The 15,515-nt window shown below is 41.7% G+C and carries 15 protein-coding genes and 1 tRNA gene; 9 read left to right on the forward strand and 7 right to left on the reverse strand.

The genetic code is table 11. The features are described 5' to 3' along the window. Nucleotides 1-329: 329 nt before the first annotated feature. Nucleotides 330-515, forward strand: coding sequence for a hypothetical protein (locus AC2YHV_RS09635; RefSeq protein ID WP_034310479.1), 186 nt, complete (start codon nt 330-332; stop codon nt 513-515). Between the two features lie 32 nt (nt 516-547). Here the strand turns inward: AC2YHV_RS09635 and AC2YHV_RS09640 are convergent, their stop codons facing one another. Beyond that, nucleotides 548-1,447 (reverse strand): DMT family transporter, encoded by a 900-nt coding sequence (locus tag AC2YHV_RS09640; RefSeq protein WP_487373216.1) that lies wholly within the window; start codon nt 1,445-1,447, stop codon nt 548-550. Nucleotides 1,448-1,598: 151 nt separating this feature from the next. On the opposite strand from AC2YHV_RS09640, the gene AC2YHV_RS09645 reads away from it, so the two are divergent. The 3 genes from AC2YHV_RS09645 (at nt 1,599) to AC2YHV_RS09655 (ending at nt 4,185) form a co-directional block, all read left to right on the forward strand. After that, nucleotides 1,599-2,306, forward strand: coding sequence for an MgtC/SapB family protein (locus AC2YHV_RS09645; protein WP_412993659.1), 708 nt, complete (start codon nt 1,599-1,601; stop codon nt 2,304-2,306). Between the two features lie 522 nt (nt 2,307-2,828). Then, on the forward strand, nt 2,829-3,845 hold the full coding sequence (locus AC2YHV_RS09650; protein ID WP_487373101.1) for a beta-propeller fold lactonase family protein: 1,017 nt from the start codon (nt 2,829-2,831) through the stop codon (nt 3,843-3,845). Between the two features lie 267 nt (nt 3,846-4,112). Further along, nucleotides 4,113-4,185, forward strand: a tRNA-Ala gene (locus AC2YHV_RS09655). A 229-nt stretch (nt 4,186-4,414) separates the two neighbouring features. On the opposite strand, the gene AC2YHV_RS09660 is transcribed toward AC2YHV_RS09655, so the two are convergent. The 3 genes from AC2YHV_RS09660 to AC2YHV_RS09670 form a co-directional block, all read right to left on the reverse strand. Further along, nucleotides 4,415-5,617: an aminotransferase-like domain-containing protein gene (locus tag AC2YHV_RS09660; protein ID WP_487373102.1), complete on the reverse strand. Its 1,203-nt coding sequence runs from the start codon at nt 5,615-5,617 to the stop codon at nt 4,415-4,417. A gap of 209 nt (nt 5,618-5,826) precedes the next feature. Next, the gene (locus AC2YHV_RS09665) at nt 5,827-6,198 is read right to left on the reverse strand and encodes an MmcQ/YjbR family DNA-binding protein (RefSeq protein ID WP_063574829.1); all 372 of its coding nucleotides are present in this window, start codon (nt 6,196-6,198) and stop codon (nt 5,827-5,829) included. A 24-nt stretch (nt 6,199-6,222) separates the two neighbouring features. Continuing rightward, nucleotides 6,223-6,618 (reverse strand): VOC family protein, encoded by a 396-nt coding sequence (locus tag AC2YHV_RS09670; RefSeq protein ID WP_063574828.1) that lies wholly within the window; start codon nt 6,616-6,618, stop codon nt 6,223-6,225. A 237-nt stretch (nt 6,619-6,855) separates the two neighbouring features. On the opposite strand from AC2YHV_RS09670, the gene AC2YHV_RS09675 reads away from it, so the two are divergent. Next, a complete protein-coding gene (locus AC2YHV_RS09675) occupies nt 6,856-7,086 on the forward strand; it encodes a helix-turn-helix domain-containing protein (protein ID WP_034310472.1) in 231 nt (76 codons plus the stop codon). A 319-nt stretch (nt 7,087-7,405) separates the two neighbouring features. On the opposite strand, the gene AC2YHV_RS09680 is transcribed toward AC2YHV_RS09675, so the two are convergent. Continuing rightward, a complete protein-coding gene (locus AC2YHV_RS09680) occupies nt 7,406-7,570 on the reverse strand; it encodes a hypothetical protein (RefSeq protein ID WP_156500233.1) in 165 nt (54 codons plus the stop codon). Between the two features lie 388 nt (nt 7,571-7,958). Here AC2YHV_RS09680 and AC2YHV_RS09685 point away from each other — a divergent pair, with 388 nt between their 5' ends. The 4 genes from AC2YHV_RS09685 (at nt 7,959) to AC2YHV_RS09700 (ending at nt 13,463) form a co-directional block, all read left to right on the forward strand. Next, complete coding sequence (locus tag AC2YHV_RS09685; protein WP_057277972.1) at nt 7,959-8,876, forward strand: proline dehydrogenase family protein; 918 nt, start codon at nt 7,959-7,961, stop codon at nt 8,874-8,876. A 57-nt stretch (nt 8,877-8,933) separates the two neighbouring features. Continuing rightward, the gene (gene pruA / locus AC2YHV_RS09690) at nt 8,934-10,475 is read left to right on the forward strand and encodes an L-glutamate gamma-semialdehyde dehydrogenase (RefSeq protein ID WP_034310468.1); all 1,542 of its coding nucleotides are present in this window, start codon (nt 8,934-8,936) and stop codon (nt 10,473-10,475) included. A 167-nt stretch (nt 10,476-10,642) separates the two neighbouring features. After that, the gene (putP, locus tag AC2YHV_RS09695; RefSeq protein ID WP_214807683.1) at nt 10,643-12,112 is read left to right on the forward strand and encodes a sodium/proline symporter PutP; all 1,470 of its coding nucleotides are present in this window, start codon (nt 10,643-10,645) and stop codon (nt 12,110-12,112) included. A 130-nt stretch (nt 12,113-12,242) separates the two neighbouring features. Further along, the gene (locus AC2YHV_RS09700) at nt 12,243-13,463 is read left to right on the forward strand and encodes a PucR family transcriptional regulator (protein ID WP_487373103.1); all 1,221 of its coding nucleotides are present in this window, start codon (nt 12,243-12,245) and stop codon (nt 13,461-13,463) included. 202 nt (nt 13,464-13,665) lie between these two features. Here AC2YHV_RS09700 and AC2YHV_RS09705 read toward each other — a convergent pair whose 3' ends face one another. Together AC2YHV_RS09705 and AC2YHV_RS09710 are read right to left on the reverse strand one after the other, a co-directional pair. After that, nucleotides 13,666-13,812, reverse strand: a complete 147-nt coding sequence (locus AC2YHV_RS09705) for a sugar diacid recognition domain-containing protein (protein WP_487373104.1) — start codon at nt 13,810-13,812, stop codon at nt 13,666-13,668. 111 nt (nt 13,813-13,923) lie between these two features. Beyond that, nucleotides 13,924-15,378 (reverse strand): alanine/glycine:cation symporter family protein, encoded by a 1,455-nt coding sequence (locus AC2YHV_RS09710; RefSeq protein ID WP_057277977.1) that lies wholly within the window; start codon nt 15,376-15,378, stop codon nt 13,924-13,926. Between the last annotated feature and the right edge of the window lie 137 nt (nt 15,379-15,515).

The raw sequence follows: 15,515 nt of genomic DNA on the forward strand, positions 1-15,515 counted from the left end.
TTCTCTCAGAAGCGACCTCTATAATGTAACACATTCTGTCACGTTTCGTCAACAACTTTTTTAAAATCTTTTTTAACAACTTGTTAGCTGTTTAAGTTGCTGTCTTAGCGACAAGAAATAATATACCATGTACTAAAAATGTTTGCAATACGTTTTTTAAAACTTTTTTCAAAAAAAACATTTTCACCTATTTCCTTCTATATATTCTTTACATCATCACACCCCTCCCCTACATCCGGGCCATGCCCATGTTTTATGAATAAACGAAGCATATTTCCAAAGAAACACAAATAGTCATATATAGATATCTTTTTCCATGAGGTGAAGCAATGAATCTCCCATTAATCGGATTACTCATTTCCTACAGTATGGCCCTTTACTTATTCAGTACCGCTTTTTATGAAGCCATCAAGTTCAGCAGAGAAAAAGGCAAGGTGAATGGTACGACGTTTTTATTCAGCTTTACTTTCGCTTTGATTTTCACACGGATCACCTATTTGTTTCACCCATATTAGATAAAAGCAGTAAGTCGGGAGACTTACTGCTTTTATACGGAGACTTGCGCCTCTTTATGTTCCTTGCTTTTCTTTTCATCCTTTAAGAACATCATCAAACCACCCAATATGATGGTACCTCCAAGGACCTGCGTCCAGAGTATCGGTTCATCTAATATGAAGTAAGCCAGAATTGTCGCTCCCACCGGCTCAAGCAATATTCCCATCGAAAGCGTCGATGTGCTTAACCATTTTAGTGACCAATTGAATAAAGAATGTCCTAATAAAGTCGGGAAAATGGCAAGCAAAACGAAATAGATCCAATCGGAAGCAGGATAAGGCGCCAATGTCTCTCCCTTGAAGATCACATAAAAAAACAAGGCGACGGCGCTGATTGCATACACGACAAATGTATATGTTATAGAAGAGATGCGTTTTCGGACATTTTGACCAAACAGTAAATATCCGGTTACGAGCGCACATGCGACAAGCGAAAGAATATCTCCCCAAAGCGCCATGCCGCTGATTCTCAAATCACCCCAGCTAATGACAAGGCTGCCTGCTATCGCAATGATGCCGCTCAATATTGCCTTCACTGAAAATCTTTCTTTAAAAAACAGGTAGGCTCCGGCAAAAGCGAATAAAGGCTGGAGGGTTACAAGGACGGTTGAACTTGCGACCGATGTGTAATTAAGCGATTCAAACCATAAGATAAAATGAAAAGCCAAAAACACTCCTGCCGCAATCGAATACAGCCAATCCTTTTTTTCAATGAATTTAAGTTCATGACGGTATTTCACCATGAAAACCGGCAGCATAAGAAGGACGGTAAATAATAAACGGTAAAAGGCGATAACACCCGATGGAGCGGTCGCCAATTTAACAAGGATGGCCGAAAACGATACGGATGCCACGCCGATTGCCAACGCTACATAGGGATTCACTTTTGGCATTTGCACTTAGATTCCTCCTTTCAACGGAATTACGTTACATAGAACTCTATTCTACTATGTTAAAATTATTAGGGTAGTTTTTTTTGAAAAACGGGTATATGGCAACAGACGATTTTATTCTTCGATAATAATTCGGAAGTGGTGAAACAAAATGGAATGGACATTCGACCCTCAATCGGAACTGCAAATCCTAATCAAATTGGGGATTTCAGCTCTACTTGGACTAATTATTGGCCTAGAGCGAGAAATGAAACGAAAACCCGTTGGATTAAAAACAAGCCTGGTCATTTCAATCGTCAGCTGTTTATTAACGATCGTTTCCATGGAATCCGCTTATAAATTCCCGGGTAGCGAAGACGTTAATATCACAATGGACCCCTTGCGTCTTGCGGCCCAGATCGTTTCCGGCGTCGGTTTTATAGGTGCTGGCGTCATTCTCCGGCGTGACAACAACAGCATATCCGGTTTAACGACAGCCGCCATCATCTGGGGAGCGGCGGGAATAGGGATTGCCGTTGGAGCTGGTTTTTTTCTCGAGGCCATAGCCGGCGTCATCTTATTGATCATTAGTGTGGAATTGGTGCCTGCAATCGTCACCTGGCTCGGACCGATGAAGTTACGGCAAAAAGAAATCTATCTGCAGCTGGTCGTACAAAATAAAGATGACATTGCAATCGTACTGAAAAAAATCAAAGACGAAAAAATATTCATCAAGAATCTCAGAATCAAAGATGTGGCAAATGACAACCACCTTTTGACCCTTAAAGTTCTGGTCGATCACAAAGTCAGAACATCGGAAGTGTATTACACCGTCTCCAATCTTAAGGAAATTGCACGGGTGGAAATCGAAAATGTATAAAATTAAAGGCCGTTTGACTGCACTCAAACAGTTCATAAAAGGGGTTGGGAATTAAACATTCCGAACCCCTTTTGAAATTCTTCTTAACTTTCCTCCATACCTATACGAGTCCACTCCGTTAAACATTTTTGCCCCCTTGGCAAGTCCAGATGGGCATCAATGAATGGCTAAGTCTTGCCTGCTTAAACCAATCGAAACTTCCACATCCTCAGTTTTTATCTCCAGTATCAGAATCTAACACCTATATATGGACATTTACTATCCATCCATCGGTCAGGGAGGAAGTCTAGTGTTACGTGACTTCACTGTGGCCAAATCCATTATTCATCTAAGGGTCCACTCTATACATTTATTATAATTACAAAATGACCAAACCGATATCCTGCTCTATTCGTTTATATATAGTGAAAGGACGAACTCCTGCTTGACTTAAATATTTTAAAGGAAGGTGGTCAGGACAACCAGCATGATATTGACAGGGATATTAACCATTATCAAGAAAATAATTTCCCGAGGTGAGTGATGTTTAAAAAAATGAAGGTAAAAAGTATATGGATATCCTTACTATTTGTGTTTTTCATACCAAAAGTATTAGGTGCTTCTTCTATTGAAAGTAAAAGCCCAGAGTTGGCGACAGACTTCGACACCCACATCACCAACAATTCCCTTGCCGTAAGCCCGGATGAACAAATAGCGATTGTCTCGGATAGCCGTGAACAATCCATCCTGGTCTATGATCTTACCAAAGGCAAGTTGCGTAAAAAGATCGACGGCTTCGGTTCACCGAGAAACATCGTGTTTATTGATGGCGGCTCAGAGTTTATCGTCTCTGATAGTACTCTCGGTACGATTCGTTTTTACAGCTTAAAAAAACTCACCTTGAAAGATGAAGTTGTCGTTGGTCCAGGTGCATTCGGGACCGCTGTCAGTCCGGATGGCAAGACATTGTATGTGAACAATCAAGCACACAATTCCGTCACGATTGTGGATCTGGAAAAACGAAAACCGATTGACGTCATTACCGGTTTCGCCCAACCAAGGCAAGGCATTAAAGTCTCTTCGGACGGAAAATATATCTTTGTCACGAACTTTCAAGGAGATAAAGTGTCTATCGTTGATGCCGCCACAAAAAAAATCATTCGTGAAATAACAGGGTTCTCCAGTATTCGCGGAATCTCGATTACCACTGATGGAGTAACATTATATGCAGCCAACAGCGGACGCAACAGCATTTCCGCAGTGGATACGCTAGATGGTAATATAAAGGGTGAAATCAAAGTGGGACGCGAGCCATATGGCGCCGCTCTATCTCCTGATGATAAACTCCTTTTCGCAAGCAACAAAGCTGATCATACGATTGACGTGATCAATGTCGCTGATCACCGCGTAGTTAAGACAATCGGGGGGTTCAAAGAACCTAGGCAAGCAATCGTCTTTAGCCAGGATGGGGATCAGGCTTATGTATTAAACCGGGATCTCTCCATTGCACGTGTTGATGTTAAAACATACACCATCACGGATATAATTCAGGATAAGTAAAAAAATATAAACTTAAAATACTAGAATCTGATGAAGCACGTGATAAATGAAAATGAACCCAGAGATGGATTAACATGAAATCTTTTGCGGTAGGTCTTTTACATCCAATCGTATAAACAAAAAATCTGTAGCTACGTGATTCATCGCGTCTCTAGTCTGATCCGTTTGACTGTCCTCAAACGGATTTTTTATCATTTTTGCAAAAATCTCATATTTTATATTGACTTTTCACCAAAATCCGATACAATAATTATTGTACCTCAATTCGGGGCATTAGCTCAGCTGGGAGAGCGCTACGCTGGCAGCGTAGAGGTCAGCGGTTCGATCCCGCTATGCTCCATTTCCGAAAACCCTTGATATATCAAGGGTTTTTTCTTTTTGTCAATTTGTCCACCACTGCCCCCTAATATTTCTTCAATCACTGCGATAAAATTTTCATACTTTTTTTAAACGTAATGTATGAGCCTTTTCCTCTCTCATGGTCGGTAACTCAGATATAAAGAAAAAACCTACCCCCTTTTAAGGAAGCAGGCGCACAAATACATCGAAATAACTAATAGATTAACAAATTAACAATCCTTCAGGACACTAGATGCGATAAGCTGCCCTAGTCTTCGTATTCCCTCGATCATTTCTTTCTCATCGGCATAACTGAACGAGAGTCGGAGAAACTCAGTTCCATCGTTTTGATCCAAGAAAAAGTATTTCCCTGGAACATATGAAACACCATTAGCCAGAGCCTGTGATAATAACAGCGATGTATCCGCTCCTGGAATTCTCACCCATACAAAGTAACCGCCATCTGGAACATACCAGGAAACGGATTCTGGAAGGAATTGTTCCATCGAATGGATTAACGCAGTGCATTTAGAACGATACGTATTTTTTAAAAGGTCGAGCCGTTTCTCAAAATCGGTATTTTCTAAGTATACAGCCATTGAACTTTGAGCAAACGGATGGTCTAAATCTTTTTTAAACCATTCAAAAGCCTTGATGAATTCACTTTCTCCCGCTATCCATCCAATCCGCATTCCTGGCGCAACAACCTTGGATAATGACCCGACTTGGAAGACTCGCCCGCATTTATCAATAGATTTTATTGGTACCGGATTTTCATCGAAGGATAATTCCCCGTATGCATCATCCTCCAGAATGAGGAAATCATACTCGATGGAAAGCTCCAATAAATGCTCCCGGCGCTCATTTGTCATAGTCGTTCCAGTTGGATTTTGAAAAGTTGGGATTGTATATAAAAAACGCGGGAGGGTTTGACCTGTGCGTTTCCTTTCATCCAGCATTTCCTTTAATCGGCATGTTTGGAGTCCCTGTTCATCTATGGGTATACTAATAATCCGTTTCGTATAGTTTTGAAAAATCTCCAAAGCCTCCATGTAGGTGGGAGACTCTACTGCTACAACCGCTTTATCATCAAGAAGAACGCGGGCAATAAGATCAATCCCCTGGCAAGCTCCTGATGTAATCAAAAGCTGTTCTTCCAAAACGCAAATTCCACGCTCTGCCAACCTTTTCTGGATTTGCTTCTTTAGTCTTGGAATTCGCGGACTTCCGAGATAATGGAGCGGCAAATCCTGCTCCTCATCAAGAAGTCTGGCTACAGCTTCCTTAAGCTCCTCAGCAGGAACGAGAGCAGGATCAGGATAGCCTGAACTCAAGCGAATACAACCATCTGGCAGATCTGGCATCCATGCACCGGGCGGATCATTCTTAAGTGCCGCTTTAATGTTCTCAGAAAAAAAAGATTCAACATTCACTTCAACCAAACACCTTTCCTTCAATCAAATCTTGATTGATTCTCGCAATCTTTAAAGTTAGCTGCTTATTATAAGATACAAATCATAACCTACTATTAATTTTAAACGTTCTTCTGATGAGGGACAACAATCCCTCTCTTTATATTTTCCAAATTCCGGAGTCCCTCTTACACGTAAAAAATAAAGAAAGGCAGATCGTCCGCCTTTCTTCACTTTGTATTCAACTCATTCCATTTCTTTACCATACGTTTCGGTGCCGCACGTAAATAACCTTCTTGAATTAGAGAGGTCAATTCATCCCAGTCTTCCCTATCCGGATTTTGAATGGAAACCCAACCGTGACGTCCTATATATGGGGTTTTGAAATATTTCTCTTTCTGTAGCAATAATTCTTGAGTTTCTCGATCTGACTTGAATGACAAGCTGAATCCTTTCTCGCTTTCACCAGAAATCACGAAGGATTTTCCATTGATTTTAAAAGTATTGTGACCGAAACCATCAATATGTTCAACAGCTTCCGGCAGTGCAAGACAGATATTGCGTACATGATCAAGCACGGCTTCCGTGTATCGTGATTCCATGTTTTAATTCACCTATTATCCACTCTATTTTGCATTCGCATCGGGTTGATGAATTCCAAAAGTATTGCCTTCGGGATCGATATAGTATCCTTGCCAAGCCATTCCGGGCAGGGCAAATTTGGGCATTGCGAGCTTGCCGCCATTCTCGATAATTTTAGCTTCCGTTAAATCGTAGTTTTCCACGCCAATGGTACACGCAAATGCATTTAACGCTTGGCCTGTTTCCGGCGGAGCACTTTGGCGCTGCATCAAAGCACCATCGATGCCATGTTCATTCTCATTGCCAGTCACTGCTCCAAAGTAAGGCATCCCTGCATAATCACTCCAGTCTTGAAATGACCATCCGAACACCTCTCCATAAAACGCCTTTGCCCGTTCCATGTCATTCACATGAATTTCGAAATGAACTATTCTTCCCATGATTTCCTCCTAAGGTACATATGAATTAGCCATTCATTTACATTATTCAGTCTGTGTTCGCTGCCTATTTATTATTATAATTTAAATGGAAATAAATTCAAAGAAATTGAAGCTTCATCATACAACCAACCCGGGAACCGCTTTTCAACTTTGTATCCCAAACATTTGCGAAACTATGTGTATATTTTTGTGAAAGCTGGACGAGACTGCTAGTAAATCATTCTAGGAGGTTATCAAATGTTTAGATTCGGGAAGAGAAAGCCGCGAAGCAAGGTCGGTAAATTAATCGATAAGCACGGATATACCCAAGAGGAGTTTGTAAGTGCGTCAGGAATTTCACGCAATACGATAAGCAGAGTTTGCAGCGATCCAAGGTATGTGCCGTCAGCCGGGGTTTTAAAGAAAATCATGAAGGCGGTTCGAAGTATAGATGCAGGCGCAAAGGCAGATGACTACTTTGATTTGTAAACAAAAAGGCCTGGCTTATGGGCGGGCCTAAATGTATTTTTCAATTCTTGTTCATACACTCCTATCCATGCTCCCAAAACCCAAGCTTTCCTTTCGGAAATAACCTTCATTCCAACGGCCCCGGCTTTTCAAAGTTCAGCTGAGATTCAACATCCCCTGAATTAAAATCCCCCACTTCCATTAGGAGCGGGGGATTTTCTTCATTCTCGGCTGATATGTATTGAGGTTCTTTTGTCCCTTTTAGACAAACCCTGCAGGGATTTCTTTAAACAAGGGCTAGTTATCGATTAGGGACAAAAGGTTATGTATTCCGCTTGAGCTATTTTCGGCCGACCATTTTCTTTATGAACTGAACCACAGGTGACACGATGGATTCATTTACATTCGTAAGGGCATAACCGATCAGACCCAAAATTACCAGGGCCATTATTAATCCTACTATCAATCCCGATGTTTCTCTAAGTTCTTCAAGTACAGCATCCATTCATTATCCTCCCCGACTTGCCGATGCACTTATTTTTACGGTTTTTCACCGATTTCACGTCTGAAAGCTTCATTTATCGTTTTTTCTTAGAACATTGACCGATTCTGTTAAATAAGGTTCATTATAACGCATTGGATGATTATGGTCGAGTTGCCACTTTTAAACGCGTTCATATTAGTCCTAATCACTAATAAAGGCTTTACCTCTAGCGTTTCTCTTTAAGTCAAAAGATAAACCTTCATTAGAACTGCAGAAATGTAAACCTTTTCATTTGTCCAAAACCGACAAAGAAATGACAGAATTATTGTTTTTTAAGAACATTGAGAATATTGTCGAAAAACCTTAAGCTTAATTTAAGAAATACATCTTCTTAGGGGGTGCGCTTTATATGGAAGCCATTACAAGGGACTTTTTCTTATTTTTATCTAAGAATAACCTGCTTAATAATATTGCTAAAAAAAGCGGAGGAAATTTTGCTGCTGGAAAGATCATTGGGGGAACTGATTTCCAAAGTTCCATTAAATTCATTAAACAACTTAATAATAGCGGCTTGTCGGTTACAGTCGACCATCTTGGGGAATTCGTTGATTCCAAGGAAGTGACTCTGGAACGGACGGCAGAATGCATCGAAACCATCGAAATGATCAGCAGGGAAAAACTTGATTCACAGGTTTCTCTGAAAATGACTTCTTTGGGACTTGATATCGATCATAAACTAGTGATTGAAAATATGACGAAAATTCTTGATACAGCCGAAAAACATAAAGTCATGGTCACGATCGATATGGAAGATGAAGTTCGCTGTCAGGCAACAATCGATATCTTTAGACAGTTCAAAGAAAAATACAGCTGCATAAGTACTGTTCTACAAGCATATTTATTCCGCACAGAGAAGGATTTGGAGGACCTTGGCCAATATAAGCCATTCCTGCGTCTCGTAAAGGGTGCCTATAAGGAATCTCCAGAGGTGGCTTTTCCCGAGAAGAATGATGTCGACGAAAACTATAAAAAGTTGATTAAGCAAAGTCTTCTTAACGGAAATTATACGGCCATTGCCTCACATGATGACAAAATCATCGAATATACAAAAGAGCTGGCCAAGAAATATGACATCCCAAATACACAATTCGAATTCCAAATGCTTTATGGCATGAGGAACAAGACTCAATACGAACTGGTCAAGCAAGGTTACAAAATGCGCGTCTATGTACCATACGGTATGGATTGGTATGGATACTTCATGAGAAGGCTTGCAGAAAGGCCATCCAATATTGCCTTTGCCTTCAAAGGGATGGTCAGAAGCTAAATATACCTTCAACATTATTAATTGCTACAAAAAATCTATTAAAAGGTGTGATTATCAATGATTTCATATAAACACGAACCATTTGTTGATTTTACAAACGAGGAAAACAAAAAAGCATATCAGGAAGCACTTCAAACTGTTGAGGGCTACTTAGGGCAAGACTACCCTCTTTATATCGGAGCAGAGCAAGTGACGACTGATGAGAAAATCGTTTCATACAACCCTGCAGATAAGCAAGAGGTCATCGGCCGCGTATCGAAAGCGAATAGGGACCTTGCTGAAAAAGCCATGCAAGAAGCTGTTACCGCTTTTGAAAGCTGGAAAAAAGTGAAGCCGGAAATCCGCGCTGACGTTTTGTTCAAAGCAGCTGCCATCATTCGCAGACGCAAGCATGAATTCTCTGCGTTATTGACGAAAGAAGCGGGAAAACCTTGGAATGAGGCTGATGCTGATACAGCGGAAGCAATCGATTTCCTTGAATTCTATGCTCGTCAAATGCTGACTCTTAAAGATGGTGTGCCTGTTCAAAGCCGTCCGGGAGAATTCAACCGCTATGATTACATTCCATTAGGAGTAGGCATCATCATTTCTCCTTGGAACTTCCCATTTGCGATCATGGCAGGTACAGCTGTTGCCGCTATCGTTACCGGGAACACGATACTGTTGAAACCAGCTTCCACTACTCCTATCGTTGCTGCGAAATTCGTTGAAGTGATGCTTGAAGCAGGCCTTCCAGCAGGTGTGTTGAATTTCGTTCCAGGAAGCGGAGCAGAGGTCGGCGACTACCTTGTCGATCATCCTAAAACACGTTTCATTTCCTTCACAGGTTCACGTGATGTAGGTCTGCGCATTTACAAACGTGCTTCAGAAGTGAACGAAGGCCAAATTTGGCTGAAGCGTGTCATCGCTGAAATGGGTGGAAAAGATACAATCGTCGTCGACAAAGAGGCAGATCTTGAATTGGCTGCTCAATCGATCGTGAAATCTGCATTTGGCTTCTCTGGACAAAAATGTTCTGCTTGTTCCCGTGCTGTCATCGTTGAAGATGTATATGATCAAGTTTTGGCTCGCGCTGTTGAATTAACAAAACAGCTTACAGTTGGTAATCCTGTAGAAAATCATTTCATGGGACCGGTTATCGATCAAGCTGCTTTTGACAAAATCATGAGCTATATTGAAATCGGGAACGAAGAAGGACGCATTCTGACTGGAGGAGAAGGAGATAGCTCTACAGGCTACTTCGTTCAACCGACAATCGTTGCTGATGTCGATCCGCAAGGCCGCTTGATGCAAGAAGAAATCTTCGGGCCAGTCGTTGCCTTCACAAAAGCGAAGGACTTTAACGAGGCTCTTGAGATTGCCAATAACACTGAATATGGTTTGACTGGGGCTGTCATTACGACAAATCGCCTTAACATGGAAAAGGCACGCGAAGAATTCCATGTCGGGAACTTGTATTTCAACCGCGGCTGTACTGGTGCAATCGTAGGTTATCAGCCATTCGGCGGGTTCAACATGTCAGGAACTGATTCCAAGGCAGGCGGACCGGACTACTTGCAGCTTCATATGCAAGCCAAAACAACATCCGAAACATTCTGATAATGTTCCATAGAGCTATTTTGAAGATGATTTGAAATCCCTATGGTTTCCGTATCCTCCATTCTGGATATGGAAACCAAAATGAAGTTAAATGGAGGAAGTGACAAATAGGTTGCTTCCTCTTTTAAAACAAAAAATTATATATTTCATCACGAAGGGAGTCTTTTATGGATTACGCATTAATAATTTCGATCAGCATTTACATGGCTGGCATGCTTCTCATCGGTTACTTCGCATACAAGAGAACTTCCAATTTAAATGATTATATGCTGGGCGACCGGGGTCTTGGACCTGCTGTCACTGCATTAAGCGCCGGTGCCGCGGATATGAGCGGTTGGCTTTTAATGGGTATGCCTGGTGCCATGTTCGCAACAGGACTAAGTTCAATCTGGATTGTAATCGGTCTCACATTAGGAGCCTATATGAACTGGCTGTATGTTGCACCTAGATTGAGAACCTATACGGAAGTCGCCAATAACTCGATTACGATCCCCGCTTTCCTGGAAAATCGTTTTGGCGAGGGCTCACGGATCTTAAGACTCATTTCCGCTTTGGTTATCCTGATATTCTTTACCTTTTACGTTTCTTCCGGAATGGTATCAGGCGGAGTGTTATTCCAAAGTACATTTGGCCTTGATTACCATACAGGTTTATGGATCTTGACAGGCGTTGTTGTCGCCTATACTTTATTCGGCGGATTCCTGGCAGTAAGCTGGACGGACTTCGTACAAGGAATCATCATGGTCGTTGCCCTGGTTCTTGTACCGATAGTCACCCTTATCCATGTGGGCGGTTTCGGTCCTTCGATTGACACGCCACGTTCCATTGATCCAGCTCTATTGAACATTTTCACAGGTACAAGCTTTTTAGGCATCATCTCATTGTTTGCCTGGGGACTTGGCTACTTCGGACAGCCTCATATCATTGTCCGCTTTATGGCGATCAGTTCTGTTAAGGAAATAAAGAAAGCCCGTAATATCGGGATGAGCTGGATGATTTTCTCCAGTGTCGGTGCGATGTTGACTGGATTCATCGGAATCACGTATTATTCCCAGAACAACCTGAAGTTAGCTGATCCTGAAACGATTTTCATAGAGTTAGGGGAAATACTATTTCACCCATTCATTACTGGTTTCTTGATTTCAGCAATACTGGCAGCCGTCATGAGCACGATTTCTTCGCAGCTTCTGGTAACGGCAAGTTCTTTAACGGAGGATATTTACAAAACCTTCTTCCGTCGTTCCGCTTCAGATAAAGAACTTGTTTTCCTCGGTAGACTTTCCGTACTGATCATTTCAATCATCGCGCTTATTCTCTCTTGGGAGAAAAATGACACGATCCTTGGACTTGTCGGGTACGCGTGGGCTGGATTCGGATCTTCATTCGGTCCATTGGTCATACTGAGCCTCTGCTGGAAACGAATGACAAGATGGGGCGCTTTAGCCGGGATGATCGTTGGTGCCGCTACTGTAATTTTCTGGTCGATGGCAGGATTATCCGATACGCTTTATGAAATGATTCCTGGTTTTGGCGCAAGCTTGATTGCCATCATCCTGGTCAGTCTTCTAACAGCAAAACCATCAAAAGAAGTAGAAGCGAAATTCGAAGAATTCGAAAAAACTTTAAAACAAAAATAAAACCCCTAAAAGGAACGGTATTTTTTCATATACCGTTCCTTCTTTGTTCTTGCCCCTATACACATCATTAGTTTAAACGTATTATTAAACTAAGTTGTCATATACTTCAAAAAATTACAGGGGGCCATATATGTCATTAGAAAAAATTCTGACTCTCACAAACATCAACGATATAACGGATATGGTCAGCACTTATTTAAAAAAACCAGTCGTCATCGAAAATGACCAATTTTTATTGCTGGCATATAGTTCATATTATATCGAGCACTTCGACCAAGCCAATCGGCAAACCATCTTCACAAAGCATTGGCCGATTCCAATCCTGGAAAAATTCATGGATGAGGGCATTGTCGAACAGCTTAAAACAGTGGAGCATCCTTTTAGGGTGAAACAAATCGAGGAAATCGGGTTAAATCAAAGGGTCGTTGTGAGCGCCGTCCATAAAGGACAGGTCTTCGGGTTCATTTGGGTCCAAGAAACGGAAATGATGACTGATTCCGATTTGGAATTTTTACACGAGGTTTCCCATCATATCGGCAAGCTTCTTTATCAGAAAAAACAGATAAACATGAAAAAAGATGAAGAAAAAAATGAGTTTTATCAAAAGGTCATTGACGAAGTCTATCAAACGGAAAACCAAATAAAATGGGAAGCCGCCAATATGAGTCTTCTCATTCCGGAAACTTTCCTTATCAATGTCTTTACCATCGCTCAATCAGATGCGGAACATTTCGATGAATTAGCGGATACAGTCAGTCTGTTCGCCAATGCGCTGAATCATTTTACCCATGTATTCACAAACCAATTGAAGATCATCGTCCTGATTGGCAGCAACGGAAAAGGGAAAGACCTGCTTACCGATAGCGCCAATGATTTAACGAATACCGTTCTTTCCCAATTTACTGACAAAAAGGTATTCCCGGGAATCGGAAATGAGTACTCTTCGATTCTTCAATTAAGAAAATCCTATCTCGAAGCCCTGGAAGTGATCAACGCAGCCAAATTCATCGGTGAACCCGAACAGCTTCCCTTCCAATATAGAAAGCTTGGGATTTTCCGTTACCTCGAAATGATCTCCAACCATCATACTAAAACGAATTATATCAATACGGATTTAGAAATTCTTCAAAAGAAGGACCTGGAAAGCCAAACCAAACTCCTTCAAACACTGGAAATATATCTCTTGAACAATTGCCGGATCAAACCGACATCGGAACAGCTATACATTCATACCAACACATTGAAATATAGATTGAATCAAATAACCGATCTCACCTCAATCGATTTTGATGACTTTCATTCGAGAATGCAACTATACATCGATTTACAGCTTATAAAGCAGAGATCTTAAAGAGCGTCCCGTTTTTTAGTTCGGGCGATTCAATAAGCGAAGGAGAGAAGAAACGCGGCGAGGACTGCCAGTTTCTTCTCTCCTTATTCATGCTTTACCTATTTACTGGACTCACCTTATACGGAAACTTTAGGCGTTCCTGTAAGAATGAAATCCATGATTTCCTCTTTCGATAGTTGCCAAGACCAGAGTTTCAATGGTCCTACCACTTTGCGGAGTGCCCCCAACAAGAATTTCCCGGCTTATCGCTTGAACCAAGAACCATTCCGTCTTTATCCGTGATAAGTACATCATGAACGATACCTTCACTTGTTATGTTCACAATTTCTTGAGCTAATTTGGCTAACATATTATCCCCCCTGGTTATCGCAAAACCATGAAAAACCAGCTCGTAAATAACTTGAGCTGGTTTTTCATGTATCTTCTTCTATTAAATGAATTCAAGAGAGAGCATTTTCCCTCAAGAAACATTTTCCTTGTCGCCGGTGTACTCACGCTCCCAAAAATCGGCGTTTTTTATGCCTAAAGCTTTTGGATTGAAAACCGGATCGATTCCTGCTTTCTTTTGCTTTTCGTAATCCTTTAACGTAATGAGCGCCGGTTTAGCAAGGATTAAAATGGCAATGACATTGAGCCATACCATAATGCCTAAACCCGCATCCCCTAATGCCCAAGCCAGCTCTGCCGTACGCACGGATCCGTAAAAACTGGCCGCCAGGATGATGAGCTTCAGGGCGAACATAGCCGATTTACCATTCCGGTTGCGCATTAAATAGGCGATATTGGTTTCAGCGATATAATAGTAGGCCATGATCGTCGTAAAAGCGAAAAAGAAAAGGGCGATTGCAACAAAGCCAGCACCAAAACCTGGGATCACGCTATCAATTGCCGCTTGTGTATACCCTGGACCAGGTGTTACATCTCCCAAATTATTGACGATAAATGAACCATTTTCCGCTTGTGTATTATACATGCCTGTAAATAAAATCATGAAGGCCGTAGCGGAACAAACGAACAATGTGTCGATATAAACCGAGAATGCTTGAACAAGCCCCTGCTTTGCCGGATGTGATACTTCCGCCGCAGCCGCAGGATGAGCTCCTGTCCCTTGGCCGGCCTCATTCGAATAAACGCCGCGTTTCACTCCCCAAGCTATCGCCATGCCAATGATCCCCCCAAATGCGGAATCCAACCCGAAGGCACTTCTGAATATCAAAGAGATGACTCCTGGTAATTCTGTGATATTCATTAGAACGATGACAACAGATAGCAATATATAACCAAGGGCCATAAAAGGGACGATTAAGGTTGCAGCATTAGCTATCCGTTTTACACCGCCGAATATAATGAAGCCAAGTAAAAGGACAATGGCCAAACCAGTGAACACCGGTTTGATGCCGAATGCATTTTCCACCCCGGCAGCAATCGAATTGGATTGAACACCTGGCATAAGGATGGCCATGGCTATAAGGGCCGCAAATGCAAAAAGAACAGCAAACCACTTCACGCCCATTCCTTTTTCAATATAATAGGCTGGTCCCCCTCGATATTGACCGTCTTGTTTGACTTTATAAATTTGAGCTAAAGTGGATTCCACAAATGCACTGGCCGCTCCTATGAAGGCTATGGCCCACATCCAGAAAACGGCTCCGGGACCGCCAAAGGCGATAGCCGTGGCCACCCCTGCAATGTTACCTGTACCGACCCGACCTGAAAGGGCTATGGATAAGGCCTGGAATGAGGAAACCCCCGCTTCCGAACTTTTTCCTTGGAACATCAAAAGGACCATTTCCTTAATATGCCTCACTTGCAGGAAACGGGTCAAAATCGAGAATAATAAACCTACTCCCAATAAAATATAAATGACTGGCGAACTCCATAAAACTCCATTTAAAGACGTAATAAATTCAGACAATCAAGCTCCCCCTTTATAGTTTGAAAATTCTAACTTATCTTTTAATGATTATATTTCATCTTGATGGATTAAACAATAGTTTCCACGTAAGGAAACCTCACATAAACATTTTTATTTTTCCACTTGCAAATACCCCG

The organism is Peribacillus sp. SRI_006 (assembly GCF_057586375.1).